General features: G+C 64.4%; 11 protein-coding genes. 10 read left to right on the forward strand and 1 reads right to left on the reverse strand.

Annotation, left to right across the window (positions count from 1 at the left end; genetic code table 11):
* Positions 1 to 24: 24 nt before the first annotated feature.
* The 6 genes from AB3X95_RS20715 to AB3X95_RS20740 all read left to right on the forward strand — a co-directional run bounded on the left by AB3X95_RS20715 (position 25) and on the right by AB3X95_RS20740 (position 10,506).
* Positions 25 to 1,473 (forward strand): ISNCY family transposase, encoded by a 1,449-nt coding sequence (locus AB3X95_RS20715; RefSeq protein ID WP_255215407.1) that lies wholly within the window; start codon positions 25 to 27, stop codon positions 1,471 to 1,473.
* Between the two features lie 217 nt (positions 1,474 to 1,690).
* Positions 1,691 to 2,506, forward strand: coding sequence for a hypothetical protein (locus tag AB3X95_RS20720; RefSeq protein WP_254906113.1), 816 nt, complete (start codon positions 1,691 to 1,693; stop codon positions 2,504 to 2,506).
* 258 nt (positions 2,507 to 2,764) lie between these two features.
* Complete coding sequence (locus tag AB3X95_RS20725) at positions 2,765 to 4,231, forward strand: amino acid permease (protein ID WP_368622419.1); 1,467 nt, start codon at positions 2,765 to 2,767, stop codon at positions 4,229 to 4,231.
* Positions 4,232 to 4,578: 347 nt separating this feature from the next.
* On the forward strand, positions 4,579 to 5,802 hold the full coding sequence (locus tag AB3X95_RS20730) for an efflux RND transporter periplasmic adaptor subunit (RefSeq protein WP_176125744.1): 1,224 nt from the start codon (positions 4,579 to 4,581) through the stop codon (positions 5,800 to 5,802).
* 11 nt (positions 5,803 to 5,813) lie between these two features.
* Positions 5,814 to 9,011, forward strand: coding sequence for a multidrug efflux RND transporter permease subunit (locus AB3X95_RS20735; RefSeq protein ID WP_368622420.1), 3,198 nt, complete (start codon positions 5,814 to 5,816; stop codon positions 9,009 to 9,011).
* Positions 9,004 to 10,506, forward strand: coding sequence for an efflux transporter outer membrane subunit (locus AB3X95_RS20740; protein WP_368622421.1), 1,503 nt, complete (start codon positions 9,004 to 9,006; stop codon positions 10,504 to 10,506). The genes AB3X95_RS20735 and AB3X95_RS20740 overlap by 8 nt, the downstream gene beginning before the upstream one ends.
* Positions 10,507 to 10,569: 63 nt before the next feature.
* Here AB3X95_RS20740 and AB3X95_RS20745 read toward each other — a convergent pair whose 3' ends face one another.
* Positions 10,570 to 11,988 (reverse strand): trypsin-like peptidase domain-containing protein, encoded by a 1,419-nt coding sequence (locus AB3X95_RS20745; protein WP_368622422.1) that lies wholly within the window; start codon positions 11,986 to 11,988, stop codon positions 10,570 to 10,572.
* A gap of 330 nt (positions 11,989 to 12,318) precedes the next feature.
* On the opposite strand from AB3X95_RS20745, the gene AB3X95_RS20750 reads away from it, so the two are divergent.
* The 4 genes from AB3X95_RS20750 to AB3X95_RS20765 all read left to right on the forward strand — a co-directional run bounded on the left by AB3X95_RS20750 (position 12,319) and on the right by AB3X95_RS20765 (position 15,910).
* Positions 12,319 to 12,840, forward strand: coding sequence for a 2,4'-dihydroxyacetophenone dioxygenase family protein (locus tag AB3X95_RS20750; RefSeq protein WP_176369134.1), 522 nt, complete (start codon positions 12,319 to 12,321; stop codon positions 12,838 to 12,840).
* A gap of 83 nt (positions 12,841 to 12,923) precedes the next feature.
* A complete protein-coding gene (locus AB3X95_RS20755; protein ID WP_176125739.1) occupies positions 12,924 to 14,225 on the forward strand; it encodes an MFS transporter in 1,302 nt (433 codons plus the stop codon).
* A gap of 13 nt (positions 14,226 to 14,238) precedes the next feature.
* Positions 14,239 to 14,967 carry an SDR family NAD(P)-dependent oxidoreductase gene (locus AB3X95_RS20760; protein WP_176369132.1) on the forward strand — a complete coding sequence of 243 codons (729 nt, stop codon included), beginning with the start codon at positions 14,239 to 14,241 and terminating at the stop codon, positions 14,965 to 14,967.
* A gap of 85 nt (positions 14,968 to 15,052) precedes the next feature.
* A complete protein-coding gene (locus AB3X95_RS20765; protein WP_368622423.1) occupies positions 15,053 to 15,910 on the forward strand; it encodes an IclR family transcriptional regulator in 858 nt (285 codons plus the stop codon).
* Positions 15,911 to 16,031 lie beyond the last annotated feature (121 nt).

Genomic DNA, 16,031 nt, shown 5'->3' on the forward strand with positions numbered 1-16,031 from the left:
ATGAACGCGACCGGGACGATCACGATGACGATGCGTGAGATCGATCGGCTGAAGGTTATTCAGGCCGTGACCGAGGCCCGGCTCAAGCCGGGCCAGGCCGCCGAACGCCTGGGGTTGAGCGTGCGCCAGATCGAACGGCTGGTGCTGCGTTACGACGCGGCCGGCGTGGCCGGGCTGGTGTCAGGCAAGCGTGGGCGTGCAGGCAACCACCAGCTGCCTGCTGGCAAGGCGCAGCGGGCGCTGGCGCTGATCCGCGAACGCTATGCGGATTTCGGGCCGACCTTGGCGCGCGAGAAGCTGCGGGAATGTCATGGCATCGAACTGGCGGTCGAAACGGTGCGCACGCTGATGATTGCCGCGGGACTGTGGGTGCCGCGCAGGGATCGCCCGCCGAAGGTGTACCAGCCGCGTAACCGCCGCGCGTGCCTCGGTGAACTGATCCAGATCGACGGCAGCGATCACCGCTGGTTCGAGGACCGGGCGCCCGCCTGCACGCTGCTGGTCTTCATCGACGACGCGACCGGACGGCTGATGACGCTGCACTTCACGGCGACGGAGTCGACCTTCGGCTATTTCGAGGCACTGTCGAAGTATCTGGGCGCACACGGCAAGCCGGTGGCGTTCTACAGCGACAAGGCCAGCGTCTTCTACGTGAAGCAACGCTCGGAGACGGCGGGCAAAGGCGTCACCCAGTTTGGCCGGGCGCTGTATGAGCTCAATATCGACGCATTCTGTGCCAACACGAGCCAGGCCAAGGGACGCGTGGAACGCGCGAACCAGACGCTGCAGGACCGGCTGGTCAAGGAGCTGAGGCTGCGCGGCATCAGCACGCGGGACGCCGCGAATGCGTATGCGCCCTCCTTCATCGCCGACTTCAACCGGCGCTTCGGCAAGCCACCCAGGAGCGACTACGATGCACACCGGCCGCTGCGCGACGACGAGGATCTGCGGCAGATCCTGGCCTACCGTGTCCCGCGCAGGATCTCGAATGCGCTGACGGTGCAGTACGACCGGGTGCTGTACCTGCTCGATGACACGCCCGCCAGCCGGGCGCTTATGCATGAATATGTCGAGGTCGTCGAGTATCCCGATGGCGTGATCGAGGTGCAGGCTCGCGGCGCGGTACTGCCGTACCGGCAATATGACCGCATCACCCATATCGATCAGGGCGCGGAGATTGAGAACAAGCGCCTCGCGGGCGCACTGGAAGTCGCCCGCCGCGTTCAGGCCATCCGCGACGATCGCCGGGCAGCGGGCTCTCCATCGCGCACGCACTGCGGCGAGCAGGTCCAGGCCAAGAAGGCGCTGATCGGGCTGAAGAAGCAGCGCGCAATCGAGGTCGCCGACCTTAATCAGGCGATTCTCGACGTCAGCACAAAAATGAGGGATGGACGGGGGGCGGCTTCGCCGCCCCACCCCAAAACCTTGAAAAAAGACAGGAAACAGCGAGAAAAACCCGACATTTCTATTTAGCTGGTACCACGACGTTTGAACTTGGCGGGGACAAATTCTGTAGGTCCCAAATAGAAATGCCGTGTTTCCGCTAAATGCAGATGTCGGGTTTGTGAACACCGGCGCGCATCGCGTCGCAGTCGCAGCCATTTTCAAATTCTCGTAACGTGATTTAGAAAAGCGGTCAGAGAAATCCGACTTCAGATTTAATGATCGGAATCAATCACCCGAGGGCTTTATGTACGCTGCCGCACATTGTGCGCGGCTAGTAGGGAATATTTTTCATTACGGTTGTAGAGCAAAAAAACGAATGGAAATCTGGGCTATGGACACCCTGACAGACGTGCGTGGGCACACTGAGACTAATCGGATTCAAATCGATCAAAGCGTCGCCTTGAAATCCTTTGATAACGTGATTCCCCAGGAGACGATCGCCGAAATCAACCAGTTTATCGACCATCTGTTTGACACCACCGCACCGCGCTCGCAATCCGGCGCGAAAATCGCCGAGATACTGCGTCGCGCTCAGGCCTTTCGCGAACTCGAGCAGTCGATCTGCGCGAATGCGCGCGCGATGGCCGCCAAAATCGGGCAAACAAACTTGCCGACCGAGCCGTTCCACGTACTGCGCTGCGCGAGCAAGACTTCGCTGGCGGAAAGCCACTGCCGCCATTACGACTCGCACCTGCTGACGCTGCTGGTTCCGCTTCAGCTCGCACCCGACGGCGTTCACAACGGCGATCTCGTGATGTATTGCAAGCCGCGCCTGTCGGTCACGACGCTGACCAACCTGATCTGCAAGATGCGTCATGGCTTCCTGCATAGCCTGCCGCTCAGTTGGCGCAGCTGGCATACCCTGCATGACCTGCGTGTCGGCAACTGCAAGCGCATTCCGGTCAAACCCGGCAGCGTCTACGAATTCAATGGCTTCGCGCTTCAGCATGCGAACCTCGACGTACAGAACGGGCAGCGGCGCACGCTCCTGATTCACTACTACGACCCCGGTCACACGCTCGGCCTGAGCGGCGTGCTGCGGCGCGGGCGGATCGGCTGAGATTGCACATCGGCCCGCAGCACGCCCGCTGCGCGCGCCAGCCATGCCACTGCCCTGTCGCCCCGCCAAGGCAAGCCGATTTCACTTTGCTTTTAATCCGGCATAGACTGAATTCAGACTTTTTTTCGTTAGACGCTTTCTTCGCACTTGCCGTGACCGTTGCCGTGCGCGGCGATGGATGTTTTTGTCGTGCTCCGCGAGCCGATGACAGTCTGACCGGTTCGTGCCTAATCAACACTGAAAAAGGGACGACTCATCATGGCCGATACCGGTTACATGGCACGCAAAACCGTCGCTGAGATCGTCGCCAGCGCCGACGTCGAAGAAGGCCGCCATCTGTCGAAAACGCTGGGCGCGACGAGTATCACCGCGATGGGCATCGGCGCGATCATTGGCGCCGGCATCTTCGTGCTGACCGGGACCGCCGCCGCGCAGTTCGCGGGCCCGGCCATCACGCTGTCGTTCATCCTGGGCGGCATCGCGTGCGCGTTCGTCGGCCTGTGCTATTCGGAGCTCGCGGCGATGCTGCCCGTGTGCGGCAGCAGCTACACGTACACGTATGCGACGCTCGGCGAAATCTTCGCGTGGATCATCGGCTGGGACCTGATCCTCGAGTACGCGATGGGCGCCGCGACCGTCGCGGTCGGCTGGTCCGGTTATATCGTGAGCCTGTTGCGCAATGTCGGTATCGACATTCCACCTACCCTCGCCGCCGCCCCCGGCACCGTCGTCAAACTGGCCGATGGCTCGACGGTCACCGGCGTGGTCAACCTGCCGGCGGTGGTGATCATCGCGATCCTGACCACGTTGCTCGTGTTGGGGACCAAGGAATCGGCGCGCCTGAACAACGTGATGGTCGCGGTCAAGCTGACCGTGGTGGTCGCGTTTATCGCGATCGGCCTGTTTTTCATCAAGCCGGAACACTGGCATCCGTTCATTCCTGCCAATACCGGGCAGTTCGGCAGTTTCGGCATGAGCGGCATTCTGCGCGGCTCGGCCGTGGTGTTCTTCGCGTTCATCGGCTTCGATGCGGTGTCCACCGCCGCGCAGGAGGCGCGACAGCCGCAGCGCGACATGCCGATCGGCATTCTCGGCTCGCTGATCATCTGCACGGTGCTGTACATCCTCGTCGCCGCCGTGCTGACCGGCCTCGTTCCCTACACCGAGCTGAACGTTCCCGATCCGATCGCCAAGGGCGTCGACACGATCGGGCTCACGTGGTTCGCGATACTGATCAAAATCGGCGCGTTGACGGGGCTGACCACCGTGATACTCGTGCTGCTCTATGGACAAAGCCGCATCTTCTTCACGATGTCGCAAGACGGTCTGTTGCCGCACTTTTTCGCGAAGGTGCATCTGCGTCTGCACACACCTTATCTGAGCCAGATCCTGATCGGTACGGTCGTCGCGATCGTCTCTGCGCTGACGCCGATCGGCGTGCTCGGCGAGATGGTCAGCATCGGCACGCTATTCGCATTCGTGCTCGTGTGCGGCGCGGTGATCTATCTGCGGCGCAGCGACTCCGAGGCGGCGCGTCCATTCCGGGCGCCCGGCGTACCGGTCGTGCCAGTGCTCGGCATCCTATTCTGCGTGCTGCTGATGGTCGGCCTGCCGCTCGTTACGTGGCTGCGGCTCGTCGTGTGGCTCGTGGTCGGCATGACGATTTATCTGTCATACGGCCGCAGTCATTCGGTGTTGCGCCATCCGGAGCGCAAGCGCACGTGACTGTTATTCAGTGACAATTGCATGCCTTTAAATAGCGGCGATTACTGGATGGCAATTGACATGTAATTGACGATTGCCATTCAACCTGCCGGACTCTTTGGACATGCGCGCTGCGTCTCCATCCGGCGACCCACGTGGTGCCGCGGTTGCGAGCGCGAAGCCTGGTCCCACTCGCGACCACCAAGAATAAATTGACAAGCCACCCAGACACGGTAGGATCAACGGAAATATTTTCCCGCGCATTAACGCGCCCACACTCGTTCCGAATAGTTAATTCGACCGCAAACCGGAAAAACCGTCACCGATCTCACGCGCAAAAAAGACTGCCTTGATCAAAGGAGTTTCTCTTGCCTTGCTTCGCATTCCGCCTGCGTAGTCGTGCCGTATCGCTGCTGATCACCGGTTTGCCGTTCCTGCTTGCCGCCTGCAACGACCGGTCGCAGACTCCCACCGCCGCGTCGATGCCGCCGCCGGTTCCCGTGCTGGTCGAAACGGTTTCCACCACCCCTGTCGCCGATGTCGTCGAGTTGCCGGGCCGCATCGAGGCCGTGCGCACCGCCGAGATTCGCGCGCGCGTCGATGGCATCGTCGAGCGCACGCTGTATCAGGAAGGCACGGACCTGCCGGCCAACGCCCCGCTCTTCCAGATCGACGCGAGCGACTATCGCGCGCAGTTGCAGCAGGCGCAGGCCGCGCTCACGCGCGCGACCGCCGTGCGAGACAACGCGGCGTCGGTCGTCGAGCGGTTCAAGCCGCTCGTCGGCCGTCATGCGGTCAGCGCGCAGGAATACGACGCCGCGCTCGCGACGATGCAGCAGGCTCAGGCCAATGTCTCCGATGCGCAAGCCGCGGTTGCGCTTGCGCAACTGCGGCTGGATCGCTGCATCATACGCACGCCGATCGCCGGGCGCGCGGGCCGCGCGCTCGTCACCGAAGGCGCGCTCGTCAGCGCGGGCGCGGCCACGCTGCTCACGCAGGTCAATCAGCTGACGCCGATCAACGCGGTGTTCACGCAGTCGAATACCGTGATGCTCGATGTCGAGCAGCAGATCCAGTCGGGCGCGCGCAAGCCGACCAGCATGAAGCACGTCGAGGTGCAACTGATCCTCGCCAACGGCCAGGTCTACAACGAGCGCGGTTTTCTCGACTTCGCCGATCTCGTCATCGATCCATCGACCGGCACGCAGACGGTGCGCGCGCGCTTCGCGAATCCGGACCGCACGCTGTTGCCGGGGCAGTTCGTGCGCGGGCGCATCATCGCGGCGGGCACTCTGCAGGGCATCCGTATTCCCGAGCGGGCGGTGCAGCTCGACAACGGCGTTGCGAGCGTCGCGCTGGTCGCCGACGACGGCACCGTGGTTCGCCGCAACATCGATCTCGGCGAACAGGGCGAAGGACGCTGGACCGTGCGCGGTGGTCTGAAGCCCGGCGAGCGCCTGATCGTCGACGGCTGGCAGAAGGTGCAACCGGGTCAGCATGTCGACGCGCGGCCCGCGCCCGATGCTTCGCCAGCGGCGCAGCCGGCCGCGCAGTTGGCCAAGCCCGCCGCCCCCGCTTCTGCCGCGCACTGACGGGCGGCCCGATGAATCGATTCTTCGTCGCCCGGCCGGTTTTCGCGTGGGTCATCGCGCTGTTCATCGTGCTGTTCGGCGCGATCGCGCTCGCGCTGTTGCCGGTCGAGCAGTACCCCGACGTCGCCCCGCCGTCGCTCAGCATCACCGCGGTGTACAGCGGCGCCGACGCGAACACGCTCGAGCGTACCGTCACGTCGATCGTCGAAGACGAGATGAACGGCATCGACAATTTCCTGTACATGTCGTCGGTGAGCCGCTCGAACGGCACGCTGCAGATCACCGTGGTGCTGAAGCCCGGCACCGATCTCGACGTCGCGCGCAGCCAGGTGCAGGACCGTCTGAGCCGCGTCGAGCCGCGCCTGCCGCTCGAAGTCCGGCAGGTCGGCGTGCGCGTGACGAAGGCGTCGTCGGGCTTTCTGATGCTGCTTGCGCTGCAGGCGATCGACAGCTCCGCCAGCGCCGTCGCGATGGGCAACTTCGCGTCGAACAACATCGTCAACGAGTTGCGCCGGATCGACGGCGTGGGCGACGTGCAGTTGTTCGGCTCGTCGTACGCGATGCGGATCTGGATCGATCCGCGCAAGCTCGCGGGCTTTGGTCTGTCGGCAAGCGAGGTGCTGCAGGCGATCCAGGAACAGAACAGCCAGACCGCCGGCGGCGGCCTTGGCGATCAGCCGATCGCGCCTGGCTCCGAATTCACCGCGCAGATCGTCACGCAAAGCCGCTTCACGACGCCCGAGCAGTTCCGCGAAATCATCGTGCGCGCGAATCCGGATGGCTCGACCGTGCGGGTCGGAGACGTCGCGCGCGTCGAGCTCGGCAACGACAGCTACGGCAACCGGCTCACCGTCAACGGCAAGGCGTCGGCCGGCATCGCGATCCAGCTCGCCAGCGGCGCGAACGCGCTCGCGGTCGCCAACGCGGTGCGCCAGCGCATGCGCGAATTGCAGCCGATCTTCCCGCGCGGCGTCACGTGGACCGTGCCGTTCGACACCACGCCATTCATCACGACCTCGGTGCAGGGTGTGATCCGCACGATGGTCGAGGCGCTGCTGCTCGTGACGGTCGTGGTGTTCCTGTTCCTGCAGGACTGGCGCGCGACCGTGATCCCGACGATCGTCGTGCCGATCGCGCTGATCGGCACGTGCGCGGGGCTCTATCTGTTCGGGCTGTCGATCAACATTCTGTCGCTGTTCGGCATGGTGGTCGCGATCGGTATCCTCAACGACGACGCGATCGTCGTCGTCGAAAACGTCGCGCGCATCATGCGCGAGGAAGGGCTCGGCGCGCCGCGCGCAACGGTGAAAGCGATCGGGCAGATTTCGGGCGCGGCGATCGCGAGTACGCTGGTGCTCGTCGCGGTGTTCATTCCGATGGCGTTCTTTCCGGGCTCGACGGGCGGCATCTACCGGCAGTTTTCTGTCACGCTCGCGGTGTCGATCCTGCTGTCGACGGTGCTGGCGCTGACACTCGGCGCAGCGTTGTGCGCGGCGATGTTGCGCAGCGAGGCGGCGTCAAAGGAACGGCCGAAGAACCCGGCCTCACGTCTGCTGCACGGCGTGTTCGGCGGCTTCAATCGCGGGCTCGAAGCGGGCACCACGCGCTATATCGGTGGCGTCGATGCGATGTTGCGCTCGCCGCTGCGCTGGCTGCTGGTGTTCGTCGCGGCCTGCGCGATCACCGCGTTTTTCTTCACGCGGCTGCCGACCGGCTTTCTGCCGACCGAGGACCAGGGATACATTTTCGTCACCTATACGGGGCCGCCGGGTTCCACCGACCAGCGCACGCAGCGCGCAATCGATCAGGTCGAGGCGTTTCTGCGAACGCAGCCGCAGGTGCGCAACGTCGCATCCGTGACGGGCTTCAGCTTCTTCGGCCAGGGGCAATCGGCGGCGCTGTCGTTCGTCGATCTGAAGCCGTGGGACGAGCGCTCGGGCGAGGAGAATTCGGCGAGCGCGCTGGTGCGTCGCGCGAACGCCGCGTTCCGGCAGATTCCCGAGGCGATCATTTTTGCGCTCGATCCGCCGCCGATTCCGTCGCTCGGCACCGCGACCGGCTTCACGATGAAGATCCAGGATCGCAGCGGCGTCGGCGGCGAAGCGCTGCAACAGGCCGCGCGGCGCATGATGATCGAGGCGTCGCAAAGCCCTCTTCTCGCCGGCGTGCGCGCCGAGGGCATGCCGGAGGCGCCGCAACTGTATGTCGAGATCGACCGCGTGAAAGCGCGCGCGCTCGGTCTTCAGATCGGCCAGGTGAACCAGGCGCTTGCGCTGACGTTCGGTTCGAATTACGTGAACGACTTCGTGTTCGAGGGCAACGTGCTGCGCGTGCTGTTGCAGGCGGACGCCGAACAACGCATGCGCGCCGAGGACGTGAGCGCGCTGCGCCTGCGCAACAACCGCGGCGAGATGGTGCCGTTCTCGGCGTTCTCGCACGTGCGCTGGATTTCCGGGCCGCAGCAGCTCGAACGCTATAACGGCTTTCCGTCCGCGACGCTGTCGGGGCAGGCCGCGCCCGGCCGTTCGAGCGGCGCGGCGATCGCCGAGATGGAACGCATCGCGTCGCGCGTGTTGACCCGCAGCCTGAGCTACGAATGGACCGGCACCGCGTTCGAGGAAAAACAGGCGAGCGGGCAGATCGGCATGCTGCTGGGGTTGTCGCTCGTGGTCGTGTTCCTGCTGCTCGCGGCGCTGTACGAGAGCTGGGCGATTCCGGTCGCGGTGTTGCTGATCATCCCGTTCGGCGTGATCGGCGCGGTAGTGCTGACGATGCTGCGTGGACTGTCCGCGGACGTGTACTTCAACATCGGCCTCGTGACGATCATCGGCCTTGCCGCGAAGAACGCGATTCTGATCGTCGAGTTCGCGATCAAGGAGGAAGCCGCAGGAAAGGACGCGCACGCCGCCGCGAAGAACGGCGCGCAGCAGCGTCTGCGCCCTATTCTGATGACTAGCGTCACGTTCGTGCTGGGCATGCTGCCGCTCGTGCTCGCGACCGGCGCGGGCGCTGCGAGCCGGCGCGCGGTCGGCACCGGCGTGATGGGCAGCATGCTGACCGCGACGATGTTCGGCATCTTCTTTACGCCGCTGTTCTATGTGGCCGCGCGTCGCTGGCTGAGCCGCAAGAAGCGCAGCATCGATCTGGACGATGACGATCGGCCAACGGCCACGCCGGGCGAATTGGGTGGAGGGCAGCGCGATGCCTAAGAGCCTTCGTCAGAGCCTTCATCGGTGCCTTCATAAGCGCCTGCTGCCCCTCTTCTGCTGCGCGCTCGCCGCCTGCAACTTTGCGCCGAAGTATCAGCAGCCCTCACTGCCGATCGCCGATCATTTCGACACGACGGAGACCGCCAATCCGGCCACCGCGCATCTGGCAAGCGAAGTCGACTGGCAGACCTTCTTCGCCGATCCGCGACTGAAGCTGCTGATCGAGGCCGCGCTCGAGCACAACCGCGATCTCGCCGCGTCGGTCGCGCGCATCGAGCAGGCGCGCGCGTTCTATCGCATCCAGAACGCCGCGCGTTTGCCGCAGGTCAATGCGAACGCGGCTGCGACCCGCACGAAGGCGCCGCTCGGTTCGATCGATCCCGAGTTCGACAACACTGACATCTCGGTCCAGTTCAACCAGTACAACGTGCAGGCCGCGGTGACGTCGTTCGAACTCGACTTCTGGGGGCGCGTGCGCAACACCAGCGAAGCGGCGCGGCGCCGGTATCTGGCCACCGTCGACGCGCAGCACGCGTTCCGTTTGTCGCTGATCGGCAATGTCGCGTCGAACTACTACGCGATCCGTTCGGGGGAAGAAGGCATCGCGCTCGCGCAACAGACGCTCGACAGCCGGCGCTACGCGCTGGAAGTCGCCAAGATGCGGCTCGACGCGGGCGTCACGTCGATGGTCGATTACGATCAGGCCGCCATTCTCGTCACGCAGGCGCAAACGCAGCTTGCGGAGCTGCAACGAACCACGGCACAGCAGCGCAATCTGCTCGAGGTGCTGATCGGCGGGCCGCTGAACGAGGCGCTACCGCAAGCGCCGCCTATCGCCGACGCCGCGCAGTTCCGCGAGCTCGATGCGGGCCTGCCCTCCGCGTTGCTGATCGACCGGCCGGACATCCAGCAGGCCGAGCAGCAGCTGCGCGCGGCCAATGCCGACATCGGCGCCGCTCGCGCGGACTTTTTCCCGCGCATCGCGCTGACGGGCAGCTTCGGTTATGTGTCGCCCGAACTCGGCGATCTGTTCGTGCCGGCCAAGCAGGCGTGGTCGTTCGGCGCGCTGGTCGGCATGCCGATCTTCGATGCGGGACAGCGCCAGGCGCAACTCGCGCAGGCGCGCGCGCGGCGCGACGAACTGGTCGCTGACTATCAGCGCACGGTGCAGAACGCGTTTCGCGAGGTCTCCGATGCATTGGTCGCACGGCAACGCTACAAGGAGCAGATCGCGGCGCAGGAACAGGCGGTGCAGGCGCAGCGGCAGCTCGCCGAAACGGCGCAGCTGCGCTACGAAAACGGGATCTCGATCTATCTCGAGGTTGTGGATGCGCGACGCAATCAGTTTGCCGCCGAGCAGCAATTGATCCAGCTTCGGGCGACGGCCTTGCAGAATGGCGTGTCGCTTTACGTCGCGTTGGGGGGCGGACCCGACGAGCCGCCGAATGTATCGCACAGCACGTCACACGCGGATGGGGCCCAGCCGTCCAACTGAGGCACGCGCGATGCATCAGCGCGTCGTGCCCGCCACCGGCATTGCACCGGCGGGTTTTACTCATCAGCCAAGCGTCACGTCGACCGACGCCTGTTCACCATCGCGCACCACGGTGACGGACACGCTTTCGTCCGCCTGCGCGATCATGCGGCGCAACTGCTCGACGCCGCGAATCACCTTGCCATCGACGGCAACGATGATGTCGCCCGCCTGAATGCCTGCCTCGGCGGCCGGACCGGTGGCCTGCTGCACTACCACGCCGCCCGGCAGCTGCGCTTGCTGGAGTTCGTCGCGGGACAGCGGACGCACGGCGACGCCCAGACGCGGACGGTTTTGCTGCTGCGGTTGGGGCTGCTGCTCATCGCGCGGCTCGGCCGACGCCAAGTCCGACGCTTGCTGCGTGCCCACCGTCACCGACAGCTTGTTTTCGCTGCCGTTGCGCCACACGCTGATCGTCGCTTTGCTGCCCGGCGACAGTTGCGCAACCTGACCGACCAATTCCCTGGTGTTATCGATATGCTTGCCGTTCACGCCGACGATCACGTCGCCCTGGCGCAGACCGGCTGCGTGCGCGGGACCATTCGGATCGACGGAGCCGACCAGGGCGCCGCCCGCGGAGTCGAGGCCGAGCGCCTTCGCCTTGTCGGCGCTGAGCGGCTGCACGGCCACGCCGATGCGGCCGCGAGTCACGTGACCAGTGCTCACGAGCTGGTCTTTCACATGCATCGCCGCATCGATCGGGATCGCGAACGACAGACCCTGGAAGCCACCGGTGCGCGAGTAGATCATCGAGTTGATGCCGATCACTTCGCCATTCAGATTGAACAGCGGACCACCCGAGTTGCCCGGATTGACCGGCACGTCGGTCTGGATGAACGGGATCGGGCTATCGTCGGACATCGAGCGCGATTTCGCGCTGATGATGCCCGAAGTCACCGTGCTGTCGAAGCCGTAGGGCGAGCCAATCGCTACGACCCATTCGCCGACCTTGCTGCTGTCCGGGTTGCCGATCTTCACCGTCGGCAGATTGTTCGCGTCGATCTTGACGACGGCGACGTCGGTGGTCTTGTCCTTGCCGATCACGCGGGCGCGGAATTCACGGCCGTCGGTGAGCTTCACGCTCACGCTGGTCGCGCCGTCGACGACGTGATTGTTGGTCAGGATGTACCCGTCCTGGCTGATGATGAAGCCCGAGCCGAGCGCTTCGCCGCCGCTCTTGCGTTGACCGTTCTCGTCGATCGACGCGGCTTCCTTGACGCCGATATGCACGACCGCCGGACCATAGCGCGTGACGATGCTGGAGAAGTCGGGCGCCGACGAGCGCGAGCCGGCGATATCGGACACCGCGTGCAGCGACGAGGTCGAGCCCTGCGTGTCGCTCACGGACGCATCGGCATTGCGATGGCTCAGTGCATACGCGCCGCCAAAGGCGAGTACTACGCAGATCGCAGCGCTACCGCTCCAGTATTTTTTCGTGGTCATAGTCAAGGGAATATTGCCGAAAATTTCGAGATGGATGCGTAATGTAGTGGCCTCCTCTTAAACAAGGCTTAAAGATGGTGCTCGATCAGAACAGGCGAAGAAGCCTTGATTTGTGGGTTATTTGCGCGCCGTGCGCGCTTGTGGCTACCGTTGCGCATGCACCTGTCGCGCGATGTGAGGATGAATTCACGTGTGGTTTATCGTGCCCGACCGGTGATTTCCCCAGGATTGACCTCGCCGGAACCGGTTCCGATAATAACCATATTGTGGACTTGATATCCACCATGTGGACATGAAGTTCTTTCAGCTCACTTCGCGAGGAATTTCCCCATGCCAGAGGCCAATCAATCCGATTTGACGCCGTACCAGCTGCCATTCCCGAAGGAAGCGCAAAAGGAAATCGTCGTGCCCTTCGCGATTCCGACCGACGAACGCGTGTGGGTCCCGCAGGCCGAAAACGTGTCGTTCCGTCCGCTGTGCCTGAACGCGTCGCAGGGATACTGGATGAATCTGCTGCGCGTGCGCCGCTCCGGGGTGTTGAGCCGGCATCGTCATCCGCAGGCCGTGCACGGCATGGTGCTCAAGGGCCACTGGCGCTATCTCGAACATGATTGGGTCGCAACCGAAGGCAGCTATGTGTACGAGCCGCCGGGCGAAACGCATACCTTGTATGTGCCCGAGGACGTCGAGGAAATGATCACGTACTTCCAGGTCAACGGCGTGATGTTCTATTGCGATCCGTACGGCAACCACACCGGCTACGAAGACGTGTTCACGAAGATCGACATGTGCCGCAAGCACTACACGGCGGTCGGACTCGGCGAAGACTACGTCGATCAGTTCATCCGGTAAACAACGTGCCCAACGACTCTGCAATACCAGGCGTCGCAGCAACACCATCCCACCCAGCAGGACACATTGCGCAGGAGACAAGCATGCTTCAGAAGTCGCAACGTCTGAAACGTATCCAGGTGGTCGCCGTCGTCTTCCTGACGGTTGCGGGCATCGTCAATTATCTCGACCGCAGCACGCTGTCGATCGCGAATCATCTGGTCAGCGAGGAGTTGCATCTGTCCGCTTCGCAGATGGGCTTGCTGCTGTCCGCGTTCTCGTTGTCGTACGCGTTCGCTCAGTTGCCGGTCGGCGCACTGCTCGACCGTTTCGGCTCGCGCGTGATGCTCGGCCTCGGCATGCTCGTATGGTCGATCGCCCAGGTCGCGGGCGGCTTCATCCAGACGCTCAATCACTTCCTGAGCGCGCGGGTCGTGCTCGGCATCGCCGAGGCGCCGCTCTTTCCGGCCGGCGCGAAAGTCGTCAGCGAATGGTTCGCGGTACGCGAGCGCGGCACGCCGATCGGCACCTTCATCTCGTCGTCCACCATCGCGCCGATGATCGCGCCGCCGCTGCTCACGGTGCTGATGCTGGCCTTCGGATGGCGAACGATGTTCGTCATCATGGGGGTGGTCGGCATAATCGTCGCGCTCGCGTGGTACGTCGTCTATCGTAATCGCAGCGAAATCGCGCTGACCGAAGCCGAAACCGCGCATTTGAACGAAGGCGCAACTGCCCAGGAAAACCCGCAGGGCCTCAGCTGGTCCGAATGGGGCGCGCTGTTCAAGCTGCGCAATACGTGGGGCATGATCTTCGGCTTCATGGGCGTGATCTACATGGTCTGGCTCTATCTGACCTGGCTGCCCGGCTATCTGGAGCGCGAGCGTCATTTGAGCATCGCGCACACCGGATGGCTCGTCGCGATTCCCTATGTATTCGGCACGATCGGCATGGCGAGCAGCGGCGTGATCGCCGACTATCTGTTGAAGCGCGGCATGGCGCCGATCCGCAGCCGCAAGTGGCCGCTGTGCATCGGCCTCGTCGGCGCGGCCGCGTTCACGGTGCCGGCCGCCTACACGCCGAGCACGACGCTCGCGATCGTCTACGTGTCGCTCGCGATGCTGTTCGTGAACCTGTCGAGCGGCAGCGCATGGGCGCTCGTCAGCGTCGCCGCGCCGCGCCACCTGGTGGCGTCGCTCGGCAGCATGCAGAACTTCGGCGGCTATCTGGGCGGCTCGTTCGCGCCGGTGATCACCGGCATCGTCGTCGATCAGACGCATTCGTTCGTCAATGCGCTCCTGATCAGCGCGGCGGTTGCGTTCGCGGCGGCGCTCGTCTATCTGTTCGTCGTCAAGGAAGTCGCGCCCGCGCCGCTCGCGACCTCGATCGAGACCCAACCCACCTGACGCGGCTTCTCACATGACATTCCAGAATCAGCTACTCGAAGGCAAGACCGCGCTCGTGACCGGCGGCTTGTCCGGCATCGGCGCGGCAATCGCCAACGCGCTCGCGCACCTCGGGGCGCACACGGTGGCCGCCGGTTTGCCGCTGCCCGAGCGCGCACCCGATACGCTCGATCGCGAGATTCCGCGCGTCACTCTGGACGTGCGCTCGGCCGAGGCGGTAAGCGCAGCGGTTAACGCGCTCGAGCGTCTCGACATCGTGGTCAACTGTGCGGGCGTGATCAGCCGCGTCGAAGAACATCGGCTCGACGTGTTCGAACGCGTGATGGACATCAATCTGAACGGTACGATGCGGGTGTGCGCGGCCGCGCGCGACTTGCTGAAGGCATCGGCGGGCTGCATCGTGAACACGGCGTCGATGCTGAGTTTTTTCGGCGGCGGTCTCGTGCCCGCCTATAGCGCGAGCAAGGGCGCGGTGGCGCAGCTAACGAAGTCGCTCGCGATCGCGTATGCGGCCGACGGCATTCGCGTCAATGCGGTTGCGCCGGGCTGGATCGCAACGCCGCTCACCCAGGCGTTGCAGGACGACGCAGGCCGCTCGCAGGCGATTCTCGAACGTACACCGCTGCGTCGCTGGGGCACGCCGGAAGAAGTCGCTCAGGTCGCGGTGTTTCTCTGCACGCCGGCGGCGTCGTTCATGACGGGAGCGATCGTGCCGGTCGACGGCGGGTATCTCGTCGCGTGACCGGATCGTTGCGTGAAGCGGCGCCACCTTCGTTTGACGCCATCGATAAAGGCATAATTGCGTACCCCTGCCCTGCCTCTATGTGATGCCCGGTTCCGCTTCCAAACCCTCTTCGCGCGCTGGCGCCGCCGGCCATGATGCCGTCCGGCACGCTGAAAACAAGACCGACTCCAAGGCCGTCGCCGGCGCCGCCGCGTTCTCGAAGTTCATCGCGGTGCTGCAACTGATCGCCGATGCGCCAACTCCGCCCAACGTCGCGAAACTGAGCGCGGCGAGCGGCTATCCTCGCCCGACCGTGCATCGCATCGTCGCCGCATTGCAGGCCGAAGGGCTGATCATCGCGAGCGGCAGCGGCAACACCTTCGGCCTCGGACCGCGCCTGATCAATCTCGCGAGCCATAGCTGGGAGCGCTCGGACCTGCGGCTCGCGGCCGTCGATGCGTTGATGGCGTTGCGCGACCTCACGTCGGAGACGATCCACCTCGCGGTGCCGAGTCAGGGCGAGATGGTCTACATCGAAAAGCTCGAAAGCCCGCACGCGGTGCGCATGGCCTCGCGCATCGGCACGCGCGTGTCGCTGACGTCGAGCTCGGTCGGCAAGGCGTATCTGGCGACACTCACGTTGCCCGAGCGCGAGGTGCTGCTGAAGAACGCGCCGCTCGCGCGTTTCACCGAGCACACGCTGACCGACCTCGACGGGGTGCGCCGCGAGATCGATGCGACCGCGCAACGCGGCTACGCGGAGGATCGCGAGGAGAACGAAGCATCGATCTGCTGCTACGGCGCCGCGATTCTCGGCCCGGACGGCCGCGCGGCCGGCTGCGTGAGCATCAGCATGCCGACCTTCCGCCGTCGCGACGATGTGCAAGCTACTTACATCGAGCCGCTGCTTGCGGCATGCCGCACGATCGCGGCGCGGCTGGGTCCGGCGAGCGGCAGATAGCCAACGATAGTGCGGCCGCGGCCGTCGATAAACTGCTATTCTTGCTGTCGCGCGGCCGCTCTGGCCGCCCGCCGCGTGCAAGCGGCAGACCCCGACAAGCTCCCGGCGGCGCTCACGCGCC

This window comes from Paraburkholderia sp. BR13444 (assembly GCF_040948755.1).
Taxonomy (GTDB): Bacteria; Pseudomonadota; Gammaproteobacteria; order Burkholderiales; family Burkholderiaceae; genus Paraburkholderia; species Paraburkholderia youngii.

Bases quoted from the DNA above. Each gene is read 5' to 3' on its own strand.
- AB3X95_RS20715 (WP_255215407.1), top strand. From the start codon at position 25: ATGACGATGCGTGAGATCGATCGGCTGAAGGTTATTCAGGCCGTGACC.
- AB3X95_RS20720 (WP_254906113.1), top strand. From the start codon at position 1,691: ATGTACGCTGCCGCACATTGTGCGCGGCTAGTAGGGAATATTTTTCAT.
- AB3X95_RS20725 (WP_368622419.1), top strand. From the start codon at position 2,765: ATGGCCGATACCGGTTACATGGCACGCAAAACCGTCGCTGAGATCGTC.
- AB3X95_RS20735 (WP_368622420.1), top strand. From the start codon at position 5,814: ATGAATCGATTCTTCGTCGCCCGGCCGGTTTTCGCGTGGGTCATCGCG.
- AB3X95_RS20740 (WP_368622421.1), top strand. From the start codon at position 9,004: ATGCCTAAGAGCCTTCGTCAGAGCCTTCATCGGTGCCTTCATAAGCGC.
- AB3X95_RS20745 (WP_368622422.1), bottom strand. From the start codon at position 11,988: ATGACCACGAAAAAATACTGGAGCGGTAGCGCTGCGATCTGCGTAGTA.
- AB3X95_RS20750 (WP_176369134.1), top strand. From the start codon at position 12,319: ATGCCAGAGGCCAATCAATCCGATTTGACGCCGTACCAGCTGCCATTC.
- AB3X95_RS20755 (WP_176125739.1), top strand. From the start codon at position 12,924: ATGCTTCAGAAGTCGCAACGTCTGAAACGTATCCAGGTGGTCGCCGTC.
- AB3X95_RS20760 (WP_176369132.1), top strand. From the start codon at position 14,239: ATGACATTCCAGAATCAGCTACTCGAAGGCAAGACCGCGCTCGTGACC.
- AB3X95_RS20765 (WP_368622423.1), top strand. From the start codon at position 15,053: ATGCCCGGTTCCGCTTCCAAACCCTCTTCGCGCGCTGGCGCCGCCGGC.